Here is a 13,743-nt window from a genome sequence, read left to right as displayed (position 1 = left end):
GCCAGTCTCGGACTGGCGGGATTATTTTATGGCCGATGAGGTGGCGCGATCAGGCGATCATCCAGCCCAGGAAGGTCAGTCCGAGGAACACCAGCAGGATGCCGCCGATGATCGAGCCTCTGAGCAGTGACGTGACGCCCTTGAACAGCAGATATAGCCCGAACACCAGGCCCAGCAGACTGAAGAGGGAGGTGCTCATGCCCAGCTCACCGGCCAGACCACTGAAGAATCCCTTGAGGGCGTCGTCGAAATTGGCGAAGAAGCCGCTCAGGCCCTCCACGATGAAGCGGATGGCGGCGCCAAGCTGAGTGCCGATCCAGTTGAAGAAGTCTTCCATTGCGCACGGTATCCGGACAGAAAAGAGGCCACAGTGTGCCATGAATGCGGCCTGGGCGCTGTCGTGCTGTTGCACTGCGGCATGTGGGCCCGAGCGTCACTCCTCACTCACCCGCTCACTTTTACTCTCACTCTCACTCTCACTCTCACTCTCACTTTTACTCTCACTCCAAGTCCCACTCCCACTCTTGCAGCATCAGGTGTCCAGGTACCTGGCGGTGAAATCGTCGATTCCCATGGGCTTGTCCATCAGGTAGCCCTGCAGGGCGTCGCAGCCCATCTCCAGCAGCAGCTCTCGCTGTCTGGAGGTCTCAACGCCTTCCGCCACCACGCACATGCCCAGTTCATGCCCCAGCTGCACCATGAAGTTCACCATCCGGCGGTTCATCTCGTCGTTCTCGAGATCATTGACGAAGCTGCGATCCACCTTGAGCTCATCGAAGGGCAGGTGCTTGATGTAGGTCAGCGAGGAGAAGCCGGTGCCGAAATCATCCAGTGACAGCCGCAGTCCCAGCGAGCGCAATTCATGCATGCGTGCCACCGTGGCTGGCATGTCGGTCGCGAAGACATTCTCGGTCAGTTCCAGTTGCAGGTATTCAGGGGAGAGGGTGTGCTGGCCGAGCGTTCTGGCGACATTGCTGACGTAGTGCGGTGATTCCAGCTGTTTGACGCTGACATTGACAGATAGATAGAGCTCGGCGAAACCGGTGCCGTTCTGCCAGCCCGCCAGCAGCCTGCAGGCCTGTTCCAGTACCCAGTCGCCGAGGCTGTCGATCAGCTGGCTCTTCTCGGCCAGCGGGATGAATTCATAGGGGGAGATGTTGCCGAACCGAGGATGTCGCCAGCGCAACAGGCATTCAGCGCCGACCAGCTTGAGCCCTCTGTCGAATTGCGGCTGAAGCTCCATGTAAAGCTCTTCGTGCTCGATGGCGCGACGCAGGTCATTTTCCAGCTGCACGGCCCGCTCAAGCTCCACGCGCATGCTGGGGTCGAAGCGCACGGTCTGGTTGCGTCCGGCTTCCTTGGCGCGATACATCGCGATATCGGCGCGGCGGATGAGCTCCTCCGCACTCAGGGCGCGATCATGGAACATGATGCTGCCCAGACTGGCCGAGCTGTGATGATCCAGTGGCTGCGACTGCGGGTCGGAGAGCGTATAGGGCTGGTTGAGCGCCTGCTGCAGACGTTCCATCAGCTCATCCAGTTCACGACAGGCTGCCTGCGGGTCATGGCTCAAGGGCTGTACCAGGATGACGAACTCGTCCCCGCCAAAGCGCGCGACAAGATCCGTCTCTCGCACCTGGCCGGTCAGACGGTGGGCCACTTCGATCAACAGATGGTCGCCGGTGGTATGCCCCAGCAGGTCATTGATCTTCTTGAAGTGATCCAGGTCGATGAAGATGAGCGCCCCGTGAGTGTCTCTGGCGTCCGTGATGATGATCGCCTGCTGCAGCGCATCAATCAGCGTGGCGCGATTGGCCAGCTTGGTGAGAGGGTCGAAGCGACTGTGCTGATGCAGCAGGGCTTCTGATTCGACGATGCGCGTGATGTCGGTGATGGAACCGATCATGCGCAGGGGAGTGCCGTCGTGATCACGCTCGATCACGTCCCCCTTGTCGATGACCCAGACGACATTCCCGTCCCGTGTCAGCATGCGATGGCGATGGTAGTAGGGTGTCCCGCCTTCCAGGCAGTCCTGGATGGCGACCATGACTTCCGGCGTGTCCTCGGGATGCAGCAGGCTGGCGAATTCCTCGAGGCTGTTGTGCAGCTCGTCGTGGGGGACGTTCAGGATCTCGGACCAGCGCCGATTGTGCGTCACGGAGCTGTTGGTGATGTTCCAGTCCCAGAAGCCTTCCAGCGAGGTGTCATAGATATGATCGATATGACGGCTCTTGCGCTCATGCTCACGGACTTCCGCGGTGATGTTGTGCGCCAGCACGGCGACCAGCGGCTTGCCATGAATGTCATGGAAGGGCTGCTTGATGGAGCGGAAATGATTGATCTCGCCGGTGGTGCCGTCGGTGGCATCCTCGAAGACCTGCTCACGCTCGAACTTGCTGAGCACCTGCTCCACGCTGCGGCGGAAGAAGCGGCTCTGCTCGGTATTGCCGGTGTAATGACTGTCGTCGCGTCCGATGATGTCTTCGAGCGTGGTGCCGTAGAAGTCGGTCAGGGTGCGATTGGCGAAGCGAAACAGCCCCTTGGCATCCTTGATGAACAGGATGTCGGGATGGGTATCGACCAGCGTGCGCAGCAGATGGTTCTCGGCTTGCAGCGCCTCGAGACGTGACGACATGGCCTGCAGTCGTGCATGCAGGCTGTCGTCGTCAGACGCTAGGGTCTCGGTGGAGACTTCTGAATGCGAAGGGTGGCGTCCCTCGGCATCGGAAGGTGCGGCCATGGCGGGTTCCCGGGGCGATGGAGACAGCCTCCAGTCTACGTTGCCGCTCGGTTGAATAGGCAGGGAGGCGGGGTCCTCGCTCAGTCAACGTTCACGCCTGCCGGCCACGCATGGTCAAGCCCCCCGATAACGCCTGGTGTTCTGATGTGTTAGAGGTCTACCTTGTCCTTGTACTCGCAGAGGTCCTCGATCACGCAGCTGCCGCAGCGTGGTTTGCGTGCCACGCAGGTGTAGCGGCCATGCAGGATCAGCCAGTGATGGGCGTCGACCAGAAACTCCTTCGGTACATGGCGCATCAGCTTGTGCTCGACCTCCAGCACGTTCTTGCCCGGCGCGATTCGCGTGCGATTGGAGACGCGGAAGATGTGCGTGTCCACCGCCATGGTCGGCTGACCGAAGGCGGTGTTGAGCACCACGTTGGCGGTCTTGCGGCCCACGCCGGGCAACGCTTCCAGTGCCTCGCGGGTCTGCGGCACCTCACTTCCATGCTGCTCGATCAGCATGCGGCAGGTCTTGATGACGTTCTCGGCCTTGGTATTGAAAAGCCCGATCGTCTTGATGTACTCCTTCAGTCCCTCGACGCCCAGCGCCAGAATGCTCTCCGGGGTATTGGCGACCGGATACAGCCTGGCGGTGGCCTTGTTGACACCCACATCCGTGGCCTGGGCCGAGAGCAGGACCGCGATCAACAGCTCGAAGGGCGTCGACCACTCAAGCTCCGTGCGTGGCTCTGGATTCTCGTTGCGCAGGCGGGTGAAGATCTCGAGACGTTTCTGGGCGTTCATGGCAGCTCGGTGTCAGGTCGGCGAGGTTCGGTCAGTGTCTGTCTGGAGGAACACAGCTGGCCTCCAGACAGGGAAAGGCAGACAGGGGAAACAGACAGAATAAAGCAGGCAGGCCCGGGGCTCAGGCCCGCGTATCAGGAAATCGTGCCGGTGACGCGCACGCGACGCGAGGCCTTGGGCGCATCCACGGCTGCTGCCTTGCGGCGCTGCTCGAGGCGCTCATCGATGGTCTTCTTGCCCGCGATGATCAGCCCCATGCAGAAGAAGGCGCCGGGCGGCAGCACCAGGAACAGGAAGGAGTAGTCCGGGAACAGCGTCAGCTTCCAGTCTGCGGCCACCGGCCCGAGCAGCAGCTCCATGCCCGCAAACAGCGTGCCCTGACCGAACAGCTCGCGCATGCCGCCCAGCAGTACCAGCACGGCCATGAAGCCCAGCCCCATCATCAGCCCATCGGTGGCCGCCGGCAGCACCGGGTGCTTGGCGGCGAAGGCATCGGCACGCCCGAGAATCGCGCAGTTGGTGACGATCAGCGGAATGAAGATGCCCAGAATCTGGTAGAGCTCATAGGTATACGCCTTCATCAACAGCTCAGCGCAGGTCACGAAGGAGGCGATGATCATCACGAAGGCCGGCAGGCGTACCGCCGACGGCACCAGATTGCGGATCAGTGACACCGCCACGTTGGAGCCGACCAACACCAGCAGGGTGGCAAGTCCCAGGCCGATGGCATTGACGACGCTGGCGGTGACGGCCAGCAGCGGACACAGGCCCAGCAGCTGTACCAGCGCTGGGTTGTTGTCCCACAGGCCGTCGCGGCTGATCTTGCCAAGTGAGATATCACTCATGAGGTTCATCTCCGCCGTGTTCAGAAGTCGCTGATGGCGCAAGCGTGCCGTCAGCGGAGGGAGCGTGTGCGGTGTCCTGTGCCTTGGCGGCGCGGCGTGTCGCGGTCAGCGTCTCGCTGTCGCCGGCCAGCAGCGCCGTGCGATGCGCCATGAAGTAGATCAGCGCCTGACGCACAGCCCCCACGACTGCACGCGGGGTGATGGTCGCGCCGGTGAACTGGTCGAAGTCTCCGCCATCCTTCTGCACCTTCCACTCCACCGAGCTGAGCGTCTGGTCGTCGAACTCATGGATCCATCCGGACTTGCGGGCTTCGATCTTGTCGCCCAGTCCCGGGGTCTCGGCGTGCTTGACGGCGCGCACGCCGGCTACGCTGCCATCTGCCCGGATACCGACCAGCAGGCGGATATCGCCGCTGTAACCTTTGCCTGTGACCACCGGCAGCAGCACCGCGACGGTCTTGCCATCCCGAGTGGCGCGCCAGCCGGTGTCGGCGCTCACTAGTCCCAGCACCTGGGAGGGCGGCAGGACGAAGGCATCGTCGAGCAGGTCATTGTCGTGCAGTGACGGCGGGATGATCTCGGCAAGCGCGGCGCTCTGGGCGGCACGCTCGTTGTCCGCGATGGTGTCGGCGGTGGTCATCTGGGTGACGGCCACCACGCCGGCGGTGACGATGGCGAACACCGCCAGGCCCGAGGCGGCCCGCGCGATGTTGTGCTTCAGGCCTCGCGCGGCCTGGGCTTGCTGTTCGGGCTGATCCGGCGTCAGGCTCATGCCTTGTCCTCCAGCTTGATGCCGCGACGGGCCTTCTTGTGGCCATAGCTGCGGGGCTGCGTGTAGTAATCGATGAACGGTACGCTGAAGTTCATCAGCAGCACCGCAAAGGCGATGGCATCCGGATAGGCACCGAAGGTGCGAATCAGATAGATCAGCACGCCGATACCCGCGCCGTAGTAGAGCTTGCCCTTGTTGGAGGTCGCCGCCGTGACGGGGTCGGTGGCGATGAAGAAGGCACCGAAGATCGCCGCGCCGCATAGCAGGTGGAACAGCGGGCTGGCATGCTGATCGCCCTCCATCAAGAAGAAGATGCCCGAGATCACGCTCAGGCTGCCCAGCATCGCCACCGGGATATGCCAGGTGATCAGGCGACGTGCCAGCAGCACCAGGCCGCCGAGGCCCCAGGCGATGGCGGTCTGCTGCCAGGCCAGCAGGTTGGCGGCGGGCAGCAGGCTCGGGTCGGCCCAGAACTCGCTGCTGGAAAGCTCGCCCTTGTTGCGGAAGGCGTCCAGCGGTGTGGCGCCGGTCAGGGCATCCGGCGTGGCGATCATGCCGAAGAACTGCCTGAGGCTGTCGGCGAAGCCGAGCGTGAAGCCATCGGGGGCCGACCAGCGCGACATCTCGACCGGGAAGGAGATCAGCAGCAGCGCATAGGCGACCATCGCCGGATTGAACGGATTCTGGCCCAGGCCGCCGTAGAGCTGCTTGGCGACCACGATGGCCGCGACCACGCCGGTCAGTACCAGCCACCAGGGGGCCAGCGGCGGCAGCGAGACGGCCAGCAGCACGCAGGTGACGAGCGCCGAGTTGTCCTTGAGGAAGAAGCTGACCGGCCGTCCGCGCAGCTTGAGCAACAGCGCCTCGAGCGCGATGCCGGTCAGGCAGGCGAAGACGAGATTGAACAGCACGCCCCAGCCATAGTGCCAGCAGAGTACGGCGATGCCCGGCAGCGTGGCAGCCAGCACCCAGGCCATCACGCGCGAGGTGGCGGTGGGCCCATGGGCATGGGGGGAGCTTGCATGCATCAGGCTCATGAGGCGTTCAGATCCTTGCGATAAATGGACAATGACGTGTGGCGTGCGGTGCAGTGGCCTGACAAGGGGGCGGTGAAGGAACGCGCGTCACTCATTGCGCGTCCACCAGTGCCTGTACCTCGGCCAGCGACTCGCGGGCGTGTTCCAGATTGCGGCGCGTACGGTCGACCTTGGTGGCCAGTCGCTGGCGGCTTTCGTCATCCGCCTCGCTCAGTGCTGCCTCTGCCTTGCGATGGGCCGCCTCGGCCGCCTTGACCGCGATGGTGACCTGCTTGTGACGCTTGGCGAGGTTCTCGGCGCGCGATGCCTCGATCTCGGCCTGGGAGAGCGTCACGTTGCTGGCCATGCTGCCACGTCCCACCGATCCCGCGGCAGCCTTGGGGGCCTCGGGAATCAATTCACCCGCGCCCTTGGCGGCAGGCGGCGCGTCAGTGCCCTCAGCTTGTGCACTGGTCAGGCGAACCTCGGCGGCGCGCAGGTTTTCCTGTGCGGTGGCCAGCAGGGTCTGCAGGTCCTCGATATCGCCCTCACCGCTTTCGCTGGCGCGGGCCAGCGCCTTCTCGGCCTTCTTGACCGCGATATTGGCGGCCGCACGCGCCGTCTTGAGTGCCTTGAGATCGGCAGCCGAAGCTGCGGCAGCCGGCGCTGCGGCTGCCGGGGCAGCGGCGCCTGTCGAGGAAGTGCTGGCCGGCGCAGGGGCAGCTGTCTCAGCAGCATCAGTCGCCGCCTTGAGGTCGGCTTCGGCCTTGGCAAGTCGCGCCTTGGCATCCGTGACGCTGGCCTCCAGCGCCGCGATGTCACCCTCACCGCTATCCTGTGCCGTCTTGAGGGCCTTCTCGGCCTTCTTGACGGCGATGTTGGCGGCGGCACGCGCCGTCTTGAGCGCCTTGAGATCGGCTGCCGGGGCAGCGGCGCCTGTCGTGGAAGTGCTGGCCGGCGCAGGGGCAGCTGACTCGCTGGTCTCGCTGGCGGCCTTGAGGTCGGCTTCGGCCTTGGCCAGTCGGGCCCTGGCGTCCGTGACGCTGGCCTCCAGCGCCGCGATGTCACCCTCACCGCTGTCCTGTGCCGTCTTGAGGGCCTTCTCGGCCTTCTTGACGGCGATGTTGGCGGCGGCGCGCGCCGTCTTGAACGCCTTGAGGTCGCCAGCCGAAGCTGCGGCAGCCGGGGCTGCGGCGGCGGGGGCGGACGCGCCAGTGACAGCAGAGGCGGGGGCCGCAGCGGCGGACTCGCTCGCCTCGCTGGCGGCCTTGAGGGCGCTTTCCGCACTGGCAAGTCGGGTCTTGGCCGCGGTCACGTTGGCGTCAAGCGCCGCAAAATCACTGGCGCTGCTCTCGCCACTGTCCTGAGCCGCCTTGAGCGCCTTCTCGGCCTTCTTGAGGGCGATGTTGGCCGCGGCGCGTGCCGTCTTGAAGGCCTTGAGGTCCGTCGCCGCTGCCGGCGCCGACGGAGCGGCGGCACTCGCTGTGGACGTCGTATCGGCGGCAGTCGCGGTCTCGGCGCGCGCTGCGGCGGCCTTCTGGGCGGCCTGGGCACGCTGCTGGCGCTTGGCTTCCTTCTCGGCTTCCTCGCGTGCCATGCGCGCCTGCTTGAACTCGAAGCGGTGACGGGCGCGCTCTGACTTGCGCGCCTCGTGCTGGGCGGTGCGAATCTCGCCCTTGGCGAAGCGGTAATACTGCACCAGCGGAATCTGGCTGGGGCAGACATAGGAGCAGGCACCGCACTCGATGCAGTCCGCGAGGTTGTAGAGCTCGGCCTTGTCGAACTCGCGAGACTTGGAGAACCAGTAGAGCTGCTGCGGGAGCAGCTCCGCCGGACATGCCTGCTCGCACATGCCACAGCGGATGCAGGGTTGCTCGACAGCGGGGGCCGGCACCGCCTCAGGTGAGGAGGCCAGCAGACAATTGGTGGTCTTGATGATCGGCAGGGCGTCACTCTCGAGGGTGAAGCCCATCATCGGCCCACCCATCACCAGACGGGCGATGCCGCTCGCAGAAGGAGCGGCCAGGCGCAGCAGGTCAACGATGGCGGTGCCCAGGCGGGCCTCGACGTTGTGCGGGTGCTGCAGGGCCTCGCCAGTCAGGGTGACGACCCGCGAGATCATCGGCTCGCCGAAGCACACCGCACGCTGCACCGCGCGCACGGTGCCCGGATTGTGCACCACCACGCCGACATCGGCGGGCAGGCCGCGACTGGGCACTTCGCGATCCGTCAGCAGCTTGATCAGCTGCTTCTCGCCGCCGGAGGGGTACTTGGTCGGCACCACCACGACTTCCAGACGTGAATCCAGCGGCGGCAGGCGCTTGTCGGCACGCCGGGCGCGAATCGCCTGCTCCAGCGCGATGACGGCCTCGGGCTTGTTGTCCTCGATACCGATCAGGATGCACTCGGGGCCGATCAGGCTGGCGAGAATCTCGAGCCCTTCGATCAGCGCTTCCGGATGCGTGCGCATGGTCAGGTCATCGGCGGTGATGTAAGGCTCACACTCCGCCGCGTTCAGAATCAGGGTGTCGATGGCGTGGCGCTCACGCACGCGCGCCTTCACCGCCGAGGGGAAGCCCGCACCGCCCTGGCCGACCACGCCGGCATCCTGCAGGCGCTGGATCAGGTCCTGGGCTTCCTGCTGGCGCCAGTCGCGCCAGGCCTCAAGGCGCGCCCATTCATCGATCTCGCCGTCACGCTCGATCACGATGCACAGATCTTCCAGGCCCGAGACGTGAGGGATCTGACGCGGCTCGATGGCGGTGACCACGCCGGTGATGCTGGCATGCACCGGCGCGGAGATCATGCCCTGGGCGCGAGCGATCAGCTCACCGGTCTTCACGCGCTGGCCGATCTCCACCAGCGGCTGGGCGGGCGCGCCGATATGCTGACTGAGCGGCAGCACCACCTCATGGGGCAGCGGGGCGGCCACCAGCGGGGCGCGATTGGAGAGTGCCTTGTGTTCCGGCGGGTGAATGCCGCCGTGGAAGTCGAATACGCGGGGAGCGCTGTCACTGCCTGTCGCGCGCGGGGCAGCAGTGCTCGTGGCAGAACGGGACGTCACCATGGACTTGAGCAACGACAGAACCATCAGGCGACATTCCTTGCAGAGGTGGCGGTAGCGCGCTCTTGCGGGGCAGCGTCAGTGACGATCAGGCTGCCGCTGAAGCGGGTATTGTCTCGGGCCGGGCCGGCCGGCTGTGGCCAGTGCCAGCTGCGCACGTCGGTGGCGACCGGCACCATGTCGATGCAGTCCACCGGGCAGGGCTCGACGCACAGGTCACAGCCGGTGCATTCGTCGGCGATCACGGTATGCATGTGCTTGGCGGCGCCCAGGATGGCGTCCACCGGGCAGGCCTGGATGCACTTGGTGCAGCCGATGCATTCGTCTTCGCGAATCACCGCCACCTTGGGGGTGTTGTCGGCATCGCCATCCAGCGGCGTGGCCTCGCGCCCCAGCAGGTCGGCCAGCGAGGCGATGGTGCTCTCGCCACCCGGTGGGCACTTGTTGATCTCGTCCCCCTCGGCGATGGCCTGGGCATAGGGCTTGCAGCCCGGATAGCCGCACTGGCCGCACTGGGTCTGCGGCAGCAGCTGGTCGATCTGCTCGACGATGGGGTCGCCCTCGACCTTGAAGGCCACCGAGGCGAAGCCGAGCAGGCCACCGAAGACGATCGCCATGGCCACCAGCGCGATGATGGCGGAGATCAGCGTATGGTCGTTGAGGAAATCGAGCATGTCAGATCTGCACCAGTCCGGAGAAGCCGAGGAAGGCCAGCGACATCAGGCTGGCGGTGATCATCGCGATGGCCGGGCCCTGGAAGGGGCGTGGCACATCGGCGAAGGCCAGGCGCTCACGCATGGCGGCGAACAGCACCAGCACCAGCGAGAAGCCCACGGCCGCACCGAAACCGTAGAGCGTGGCTTCCATGAAGCTTGAATTGCGGTTCAGGGTCAGCAGCGCCACACCGAGCACCGCACAGTTGGTGGTGATCAGCGGCAGGAAGATGCCCAGCACCTGATAGAGCAGCGGACTGGTCTTCTTGACCACCATCTCGGTGAACTGCACCACCACGGCAATCACCATGATGAACGCGATGGTGCGCAGGTACTCAAGCCCCAGCGGCGCGAGGATGAAGTGGTAGGTCAGGTAGGCGCACATCGAGGACAGAGTGAGCACGAAGGTGGTGGCCAGCGACATGCCCATCGCCGACTCCAGCTTGTTGGAGACCCCCATGAACGGGCACAGGCCGAGGAACTGAACCAGCACGAAATTGTTGACCAGGATGGTGCTGATCAGGATAAGAAGGTATTCACTCATCAGGGGCGTCGCTCGGTCAGGGTGTTTCGAAGGCGCTCTGGTGTACGGTCGACAGGCATGACGCTGCGCTAGCAGAAGATCATGGCGCGTCGCTGTCGTGCGCAGTCAGGATGCGGCACGTCAGGAAGGAGCGTCGAGCGCGGCAGCATTATACGCAAGATACTGCCTGCCGACAGCCTGTAGCGTGGCAATCAAGGCGCAGTGTTGCCAGTGTGAGACGGCCATTGTTTCGTGTTTTGCTTGGTTCTTGAAGTAATAAAGAAGAATTCCTTTATTACTTTTTATGATTCTGGCGTTGCCAGTGTCTCTTCATCCTCAAGGGATTGCACAAGGAGTGGGATATGCGTCGATCGGGTTCGCGCGGCAGGCGGCCGTTGTGGGTCATTGTCATCGTGGTCATCCTGGCGGGAATTTCCCAGCTGACGGGCAATGGCAACCTTTCGCTCACACAGTTGTGGAGCGACTTCCGCTCTCCGCAGGCCGCGCAGGAGCAGGGCACCGGCTCCGCGGATGAGCAGCGCCTGCGCGATGCCATCCGCGCGCAGCAGAGTGATGTGCAGGTGCGCGGCACGGGGGAGGTGATACGCCTGCTCCGAGATGATCTCAAGGGCAGTCGTCATCAGAAATTCCTGATTCGAGTGGCAGGCGGGACCACCATTCTGGTGGCGCATAACATCGATCTCGCGCCGCGTATCGACAGTCTTCAGGTCGGGGATCGCATCGGCTTCTACGGGGAATACGAGTGGACCGACAAGGGCGGCGTGATCCACTGGACGCATCATGATCCCGGTGGCCGCCATGTGGGCGGTTGGCTGGAGCATGCCGGCCGTCGTTACGAGTGATCGTGATACTGCCGAGTCCTTAGCCAGATGCCTGAACGACAACGCCCCGCCAGAGACTCTCTGGCGGGGCGTTGTGCTGAAGAGCCCTCAGCATGTTGCAAAGAGCCCTCAGCGTGTTGAAAGAGCCTTCAGTGCATCAAGTGACGCGCTGACCCGGCTTGGCACCGGTGTGCGGCTCCAGCAGGTAGATGCCTTCGTCGTCACCGGCGGCCAGCACCATGCCTTCGGAGACACCGAAGCGCATCTTGCGCGGTGCCAGGTTGGCGACCATCACGGTCAGGCGGCCTTCCAGGGCTTCCGGCGCGTAGGCGGACTTGATGCCGGAGAATACGGTGCGCGTCTCGCCGCCGATATCCAGTGTCAGCTTGAGCAGCTTGGCCGCCTTCTCGACGTGCTCCGCCTTGACGATCTTCGCCACGCGCAGGTCGGTCTTCATGAAGGTGTCGAAGTCGATCTCCTCGGCGATCGGATCGGCGTCGAGCGGGCGCGGCGCGGCGGCAGCTTCCGCCTTGGCGGTGCCGTCCTTGATCTTCTGCTCCTCGACCAGCACTTCGCGCGAGGCTTCGAGCATCTTGTCGATGCGCTCCGGCTCGACACGGGTCAGCAGCGGCTTGAACTTGTTGATGGCATGATCGGTCAGCACGCTTTCGCGGCTGGCCCAGTCCAGGCTCTCGAGGTTCAGGAAGTCGCGCGCCTTGTCGGCCAGCTCCGGAATCACCGGCGCCAGATAGACCATCAGCTGGCGGAACAGGTTGATGCCCACGGAGCAGACCTCGAGCACTTCCTGCTCGCGACCGTCTTCCTTGGCCATCGCCCACGGCGCCTTGTCGGCGATGTAGGTGTTGGCTTCATCGGCCAGCTCCATCACCTTGCGCATGGCGCGGGCGAATTCACGGGCTTCGAAGTCCGCCGCGATGCCTTCGCCAGCGGCGATGAAGCGCTCGACCAGCTCCGGCTCGGCGCAGGTGGCGGACAGCTTGCCGTCGCCCAGCTTCTTGACGAAGCCGGCACAGCGGCTGGCGATGTTGACCACCTTGCCGACCAGGTCGGAATTCACGCGGGCGGTGAAGTCCTCGAGGTTGAGGTCGAGATCATCGACGCCGGAGGTCAGCTTGGCGGCGAAGTAGTAGCGCAGGTATTCCGGGTTGAGGAACTGCGCGTAGGTGTCGGCCTTGATGAAGGTGCCGCGCGACTTGGACATCTTGGCGCCGTTCACGGTCACGAAACCGTGGCAGTTGACGCCGGTCGGGGTGCGCATGCCGGCACCTTCCAGCATCGCCGGCCAGAACAGGGCGTGGAAGTAGACGATGTCCTTGCCGATGAAGTGATAGACCTCGGCGTCGGAATCGGCCTTCCAGTAGCTGTCGAAGTCGATGCCCTGCTTCTCGCACAGGTTCTGGAAGCTGGCCAGATAGCCGATCGGCGCGTCCAGCCACACGTAGAAGTACTTGCCCGGCGCGTCCGGAATCTCGAAGCCGAAGTACGGTGCATCGCGGGAGATGTCCCACTCGGCCAGACCCGCCTCGAACCATTCCTGCAGCTTGTTGGAGATCTGGCTCTGCACGCGGCCGCTCTTGGTCCACTGCTGCAGGAACTCGGCGAAGTTCGGCAGCTTGAAGAAGTAGTGCGTGGAGGTGCGCATTTCCGGGGTAGCACCGGAGATGGCCGAGACCGGATCGATCAGCTCGGCCGGCGTGTAGGCCGCGCCGCAGGCTTCACAGTTGTCGCCGTACTGGTCTTCGGTCTTGCACTTCGGGCAGGTGCCCTTGATGAAGCGGTCGGCGAGGAACAGGCCCTTGACCGGGTCGAACATCTGCTCGATGTCACGGGTGGCGATATGGCCGGCATCACGCAGCGCCAGATAGATGCGCTCGCTGTGGGCGCGGTTCTCCGGCGAGTGGGTGGAGTGGTAGTTGTCAAAGTCGACACCGAACTTGGCGAAGTCGGCCTGGTGCTCGTCACTCACACGCTGGATCAGCTGCTCGGCGGTGACACCTTCCTGCTCGGCACGCAGCATGATGGCGGTACCGTGGGCGTCATCGGCGCACACGTAATGGCATTCGTGGCCACGACTTTTCTGGAAGCGTACCCAGATGTCGGTCTGGATGTACTCAAGCAGGTGACCCAGGTGGATCGACCCATTGGCATAGGGCAGGGCACTGGTGACCAGAATCTTGCGCGCTGACATGAGGCCTCGTCTTGACGGTAAAGGGCGCCTGCTGCGTGAAGGGCAGCGGCTCGCCGGAATGACACGTGATAGGGGCGAACGCATCGCCCCGTCGGGATGAGCGCTACTATATCGCGAAGGTGCGGGCGGCGCGAAGGGCGCGTCGCGTCACCAGCAACGCCGCCATGCGCAACTGTGCGGTTGCATCCCTTCCCGGCGCCCTCATGAAGGATGCTATACGCCACTTTTCCCGTT

General features: G+C 64.2%; 11 protein-coding genes. 1 reads left to right on the top strand and 10 read right to left on the bottom strand.

Features of this window, described 5'->3' with window-relative positions; translation table 11 throughout:
* Positions 1-49: 49 nt before the first annotated feature.
* From HXS65_RS16510 to rsxA, 9 genes are all read right to left on the bottom strand, one after another.
* Positions 50-337, bottom strand: coding sequence for a hypothetical protein (locus HXS65_RS16510; RefSeq protein ID WP_077374218.1), 288 nt, complete (start codon positions 335-337; stop codon positions 50-52).
* 195 nt (positions 338-532) lie between these two features.
* On the bottom strand, positions 533-2,740 hold the full coding sequence (locus tag HXS65_RS16505; protein WP_176494416.1) for an EAL domain-containing protein: 2,208 nt from the start codon (positions 2,738-2,740) through the stop codon (positions 533-535).
* 149 nt (positions 2,741-2,889) lie between these two features.
* Entirely contained in the window at positions 2,890-3,525 is a 636-nt protein-coding gene (gene nth / locus HXS65_RS16500; RefSeq protein ID WP_077374212.1) for an endonuclease III, read from the bottom strand.
* A gap of 134 nt (positions 3,526-3,659) precedes the next feature.
* On the bottom strand, positions 3,660-4,370 hold the full coding sequence (locus tag HXS65_RS16495) for an electron transport complex subunit E (protein WP_084208213.1): 711 nt from the start codon (positions 4,368-4,370) through the stop codon (positions 3,660-3,662).
* Entirely contained in the window at positions 4,363-5,142 is a 780-nt protein-coding gene (gene rsxG / locus HXS65_RS16490) for an electron transport complex subunit RsxG (protein WP_176494415.1), read from the bottom strand. Before rsxG ends, HXS65_RS16495 begins: the two co-directional genes overlap by 8 nt.
* Positions 5,139-6,179, bottom strand: coding sequence for an electron transport complex subunit RsxD (gene rsxD / locus HXS65_RS16485; RefSeq protein WP_077374202.1), 1,041 nt, complete (start codon positions 6,177-6,179; stop codon positions 5,139-5,141). The genes rsxG and rsxD overlap by 4 nt, the downstream gene beginning before the upstream one ends.
* A 91-nt stretch (positions 6,180-6,270) precedes the next feature.
* The gene (gene rsxC / locus HXS65_RS16480; RefSeq protein ID WP_176494414.1) at positions 6,271-9,249 is read right to left on the bottom strand and encodes an electron transport complex subunit RsxC; all 2,979 of its coding nucleotides are present in this window, start codon (positions 9,247-9,249) and stop codon (positions 6,271-6,273) included.
* Entirely contained in the window at positions 9,249-9,896 is a 648-nt protein-coding gene (gene rsxB, locus HXS65_RS16475; RefSeq protein WP_176494413.1) for an electron transport complex subunit RsxB, read from the bottom strand. Before rsxB ends, rsxC begins: the two co-directional genes overlap by 1 nt.
* A gap of 1 nt (position 9,897) precedes the next feature.
* Positions 9,898-10,479, bottom strand: coding sequence for an electron transport complex subunit RsxA (rsxA, locus tag HXS65_RS16470; RefSeq protein WP_077374196.1), 582 nt, complete (start codon positions 10,477-10,479; stop codon positions 9,898-9,900).
* A gap of 341 nt (positions 10,480-10,820) precedes the next feature.
* Between rsxA and HXS65_RS16465 the strand changes: the two genes are divergently transcribed.
* Positions 10,821-11,321, top strand: coding sequence for a DUF3465 domain-containing protein (locus tag HXS65_RS16465; protein WP_077374193.1), 501 nt, complete (start codon positions 10,821-10,823; stop codon positions 11,319-11,321).
* Positions 11,322-11,457: 136 nt separating this feature from the next.
* Here HXS65_RS16465 and metG read toward each other — a convergent pair whose 3' ends face one another.
* Entirely contained in the window at positions 11,458-13,509 is a 2,052-nt protein-coding gene (gene metG, locus HXS65_RS16460; RefSeq protein WP_176494412.1) for a methionine--tRNA ligase, read from the bottom strand.
* Positions 13,510-13,743 lie beyond the last annotated feature (234 nt).

Source organism: Cobetia sp. 5-25-4-2 (assembly GCF_013374075.1).
Taxonomy (GTDB): Bacteria; Pseudomonadota; Gammaproteobacteria; order Pseudomonadales; family Halomonadaceae; genus Cobetia; species Cobetia marina.
This window is presented reverse-complemented; position numbering and strand designations above follow the sequence as displayed.

Bases quoted from the DNA above. Each gene is read 5' to 3' on its own strand.
- nth (WP_077374212.1), bottom strand. From the start codon at position 3,525: ATGAACGCCCAGAAACGTCTCGAGATCTTCACCCGCCTGCGCAACGAG.
- rsxD (WP_077374202.1), bottom strand. From the start codon at position 6,179: ATGAGCCTGATGCATGCAAGCTCCCCCCATGCCCATGGGCCCACCGCC.
- rsxC (WP_176494414.1), bottom strand. From the start codon at position 9,249: ATGGTTCTGTCGTTGCTCAAGTCCATGGTGACGTCCCGTTCTGCCACG.
- rsxA (WP_077374196.1), bottom strand. From the start codon at position 10,479: ATGAGTGAATACCTTCTTATCCTGATCAGCACCATCCTGGTCAACAAT.
- metG (WP_176494412.1), bottom strand. From the start codon at position 13,509: ATGTCAGCGCGCAAGATTCTGGTCACCAGTGCCCTGCCCTATGCCAAT.
- HXS65_RS16465 (WP_077374193.1), top strand. From the start codon at position 10,821: ATGCGTCGATCGGGTTCGCGCGGCAGGCGGCCGTTGTGGGTCATTGTC.
- HXS65_RS16510 (WP_077374218.1), bottom strand. From the start codon at position 337: ATGGAAGACTTCTTCAACTGGATCGGCACTCAGCTTGGCGCCGCCATC.
- rsxG (WP_176494415.1), bottom strand. From the start codon at position 5,142: ATGAGCCTGACGCCGGATCAGCCCGAACAGCAAGCCCAGGCCGCGCGA.
- HXS65_RS16495 (WP_084208213.1), bottom strand. From the start codon at position 4,370: ATGAGTGATATCTCACTTGGCAAGATCAGCCGCGACGGCCTGTGGGAC.
- HXS65_RS16505 (WP_176494416.1), bottom strand. From the start codon at position 2,740: ATGGCCGCACCTTCCGATGCCGAGGGACGCCACCCTTCGCATTCAGAA.
- rsxB (WP_176494413.1), bottom strand. From the start codon at position 9,896: ATGCTCGATTTCCTCAACGACCATACGCTGATCTCCGCCATCATCGCG.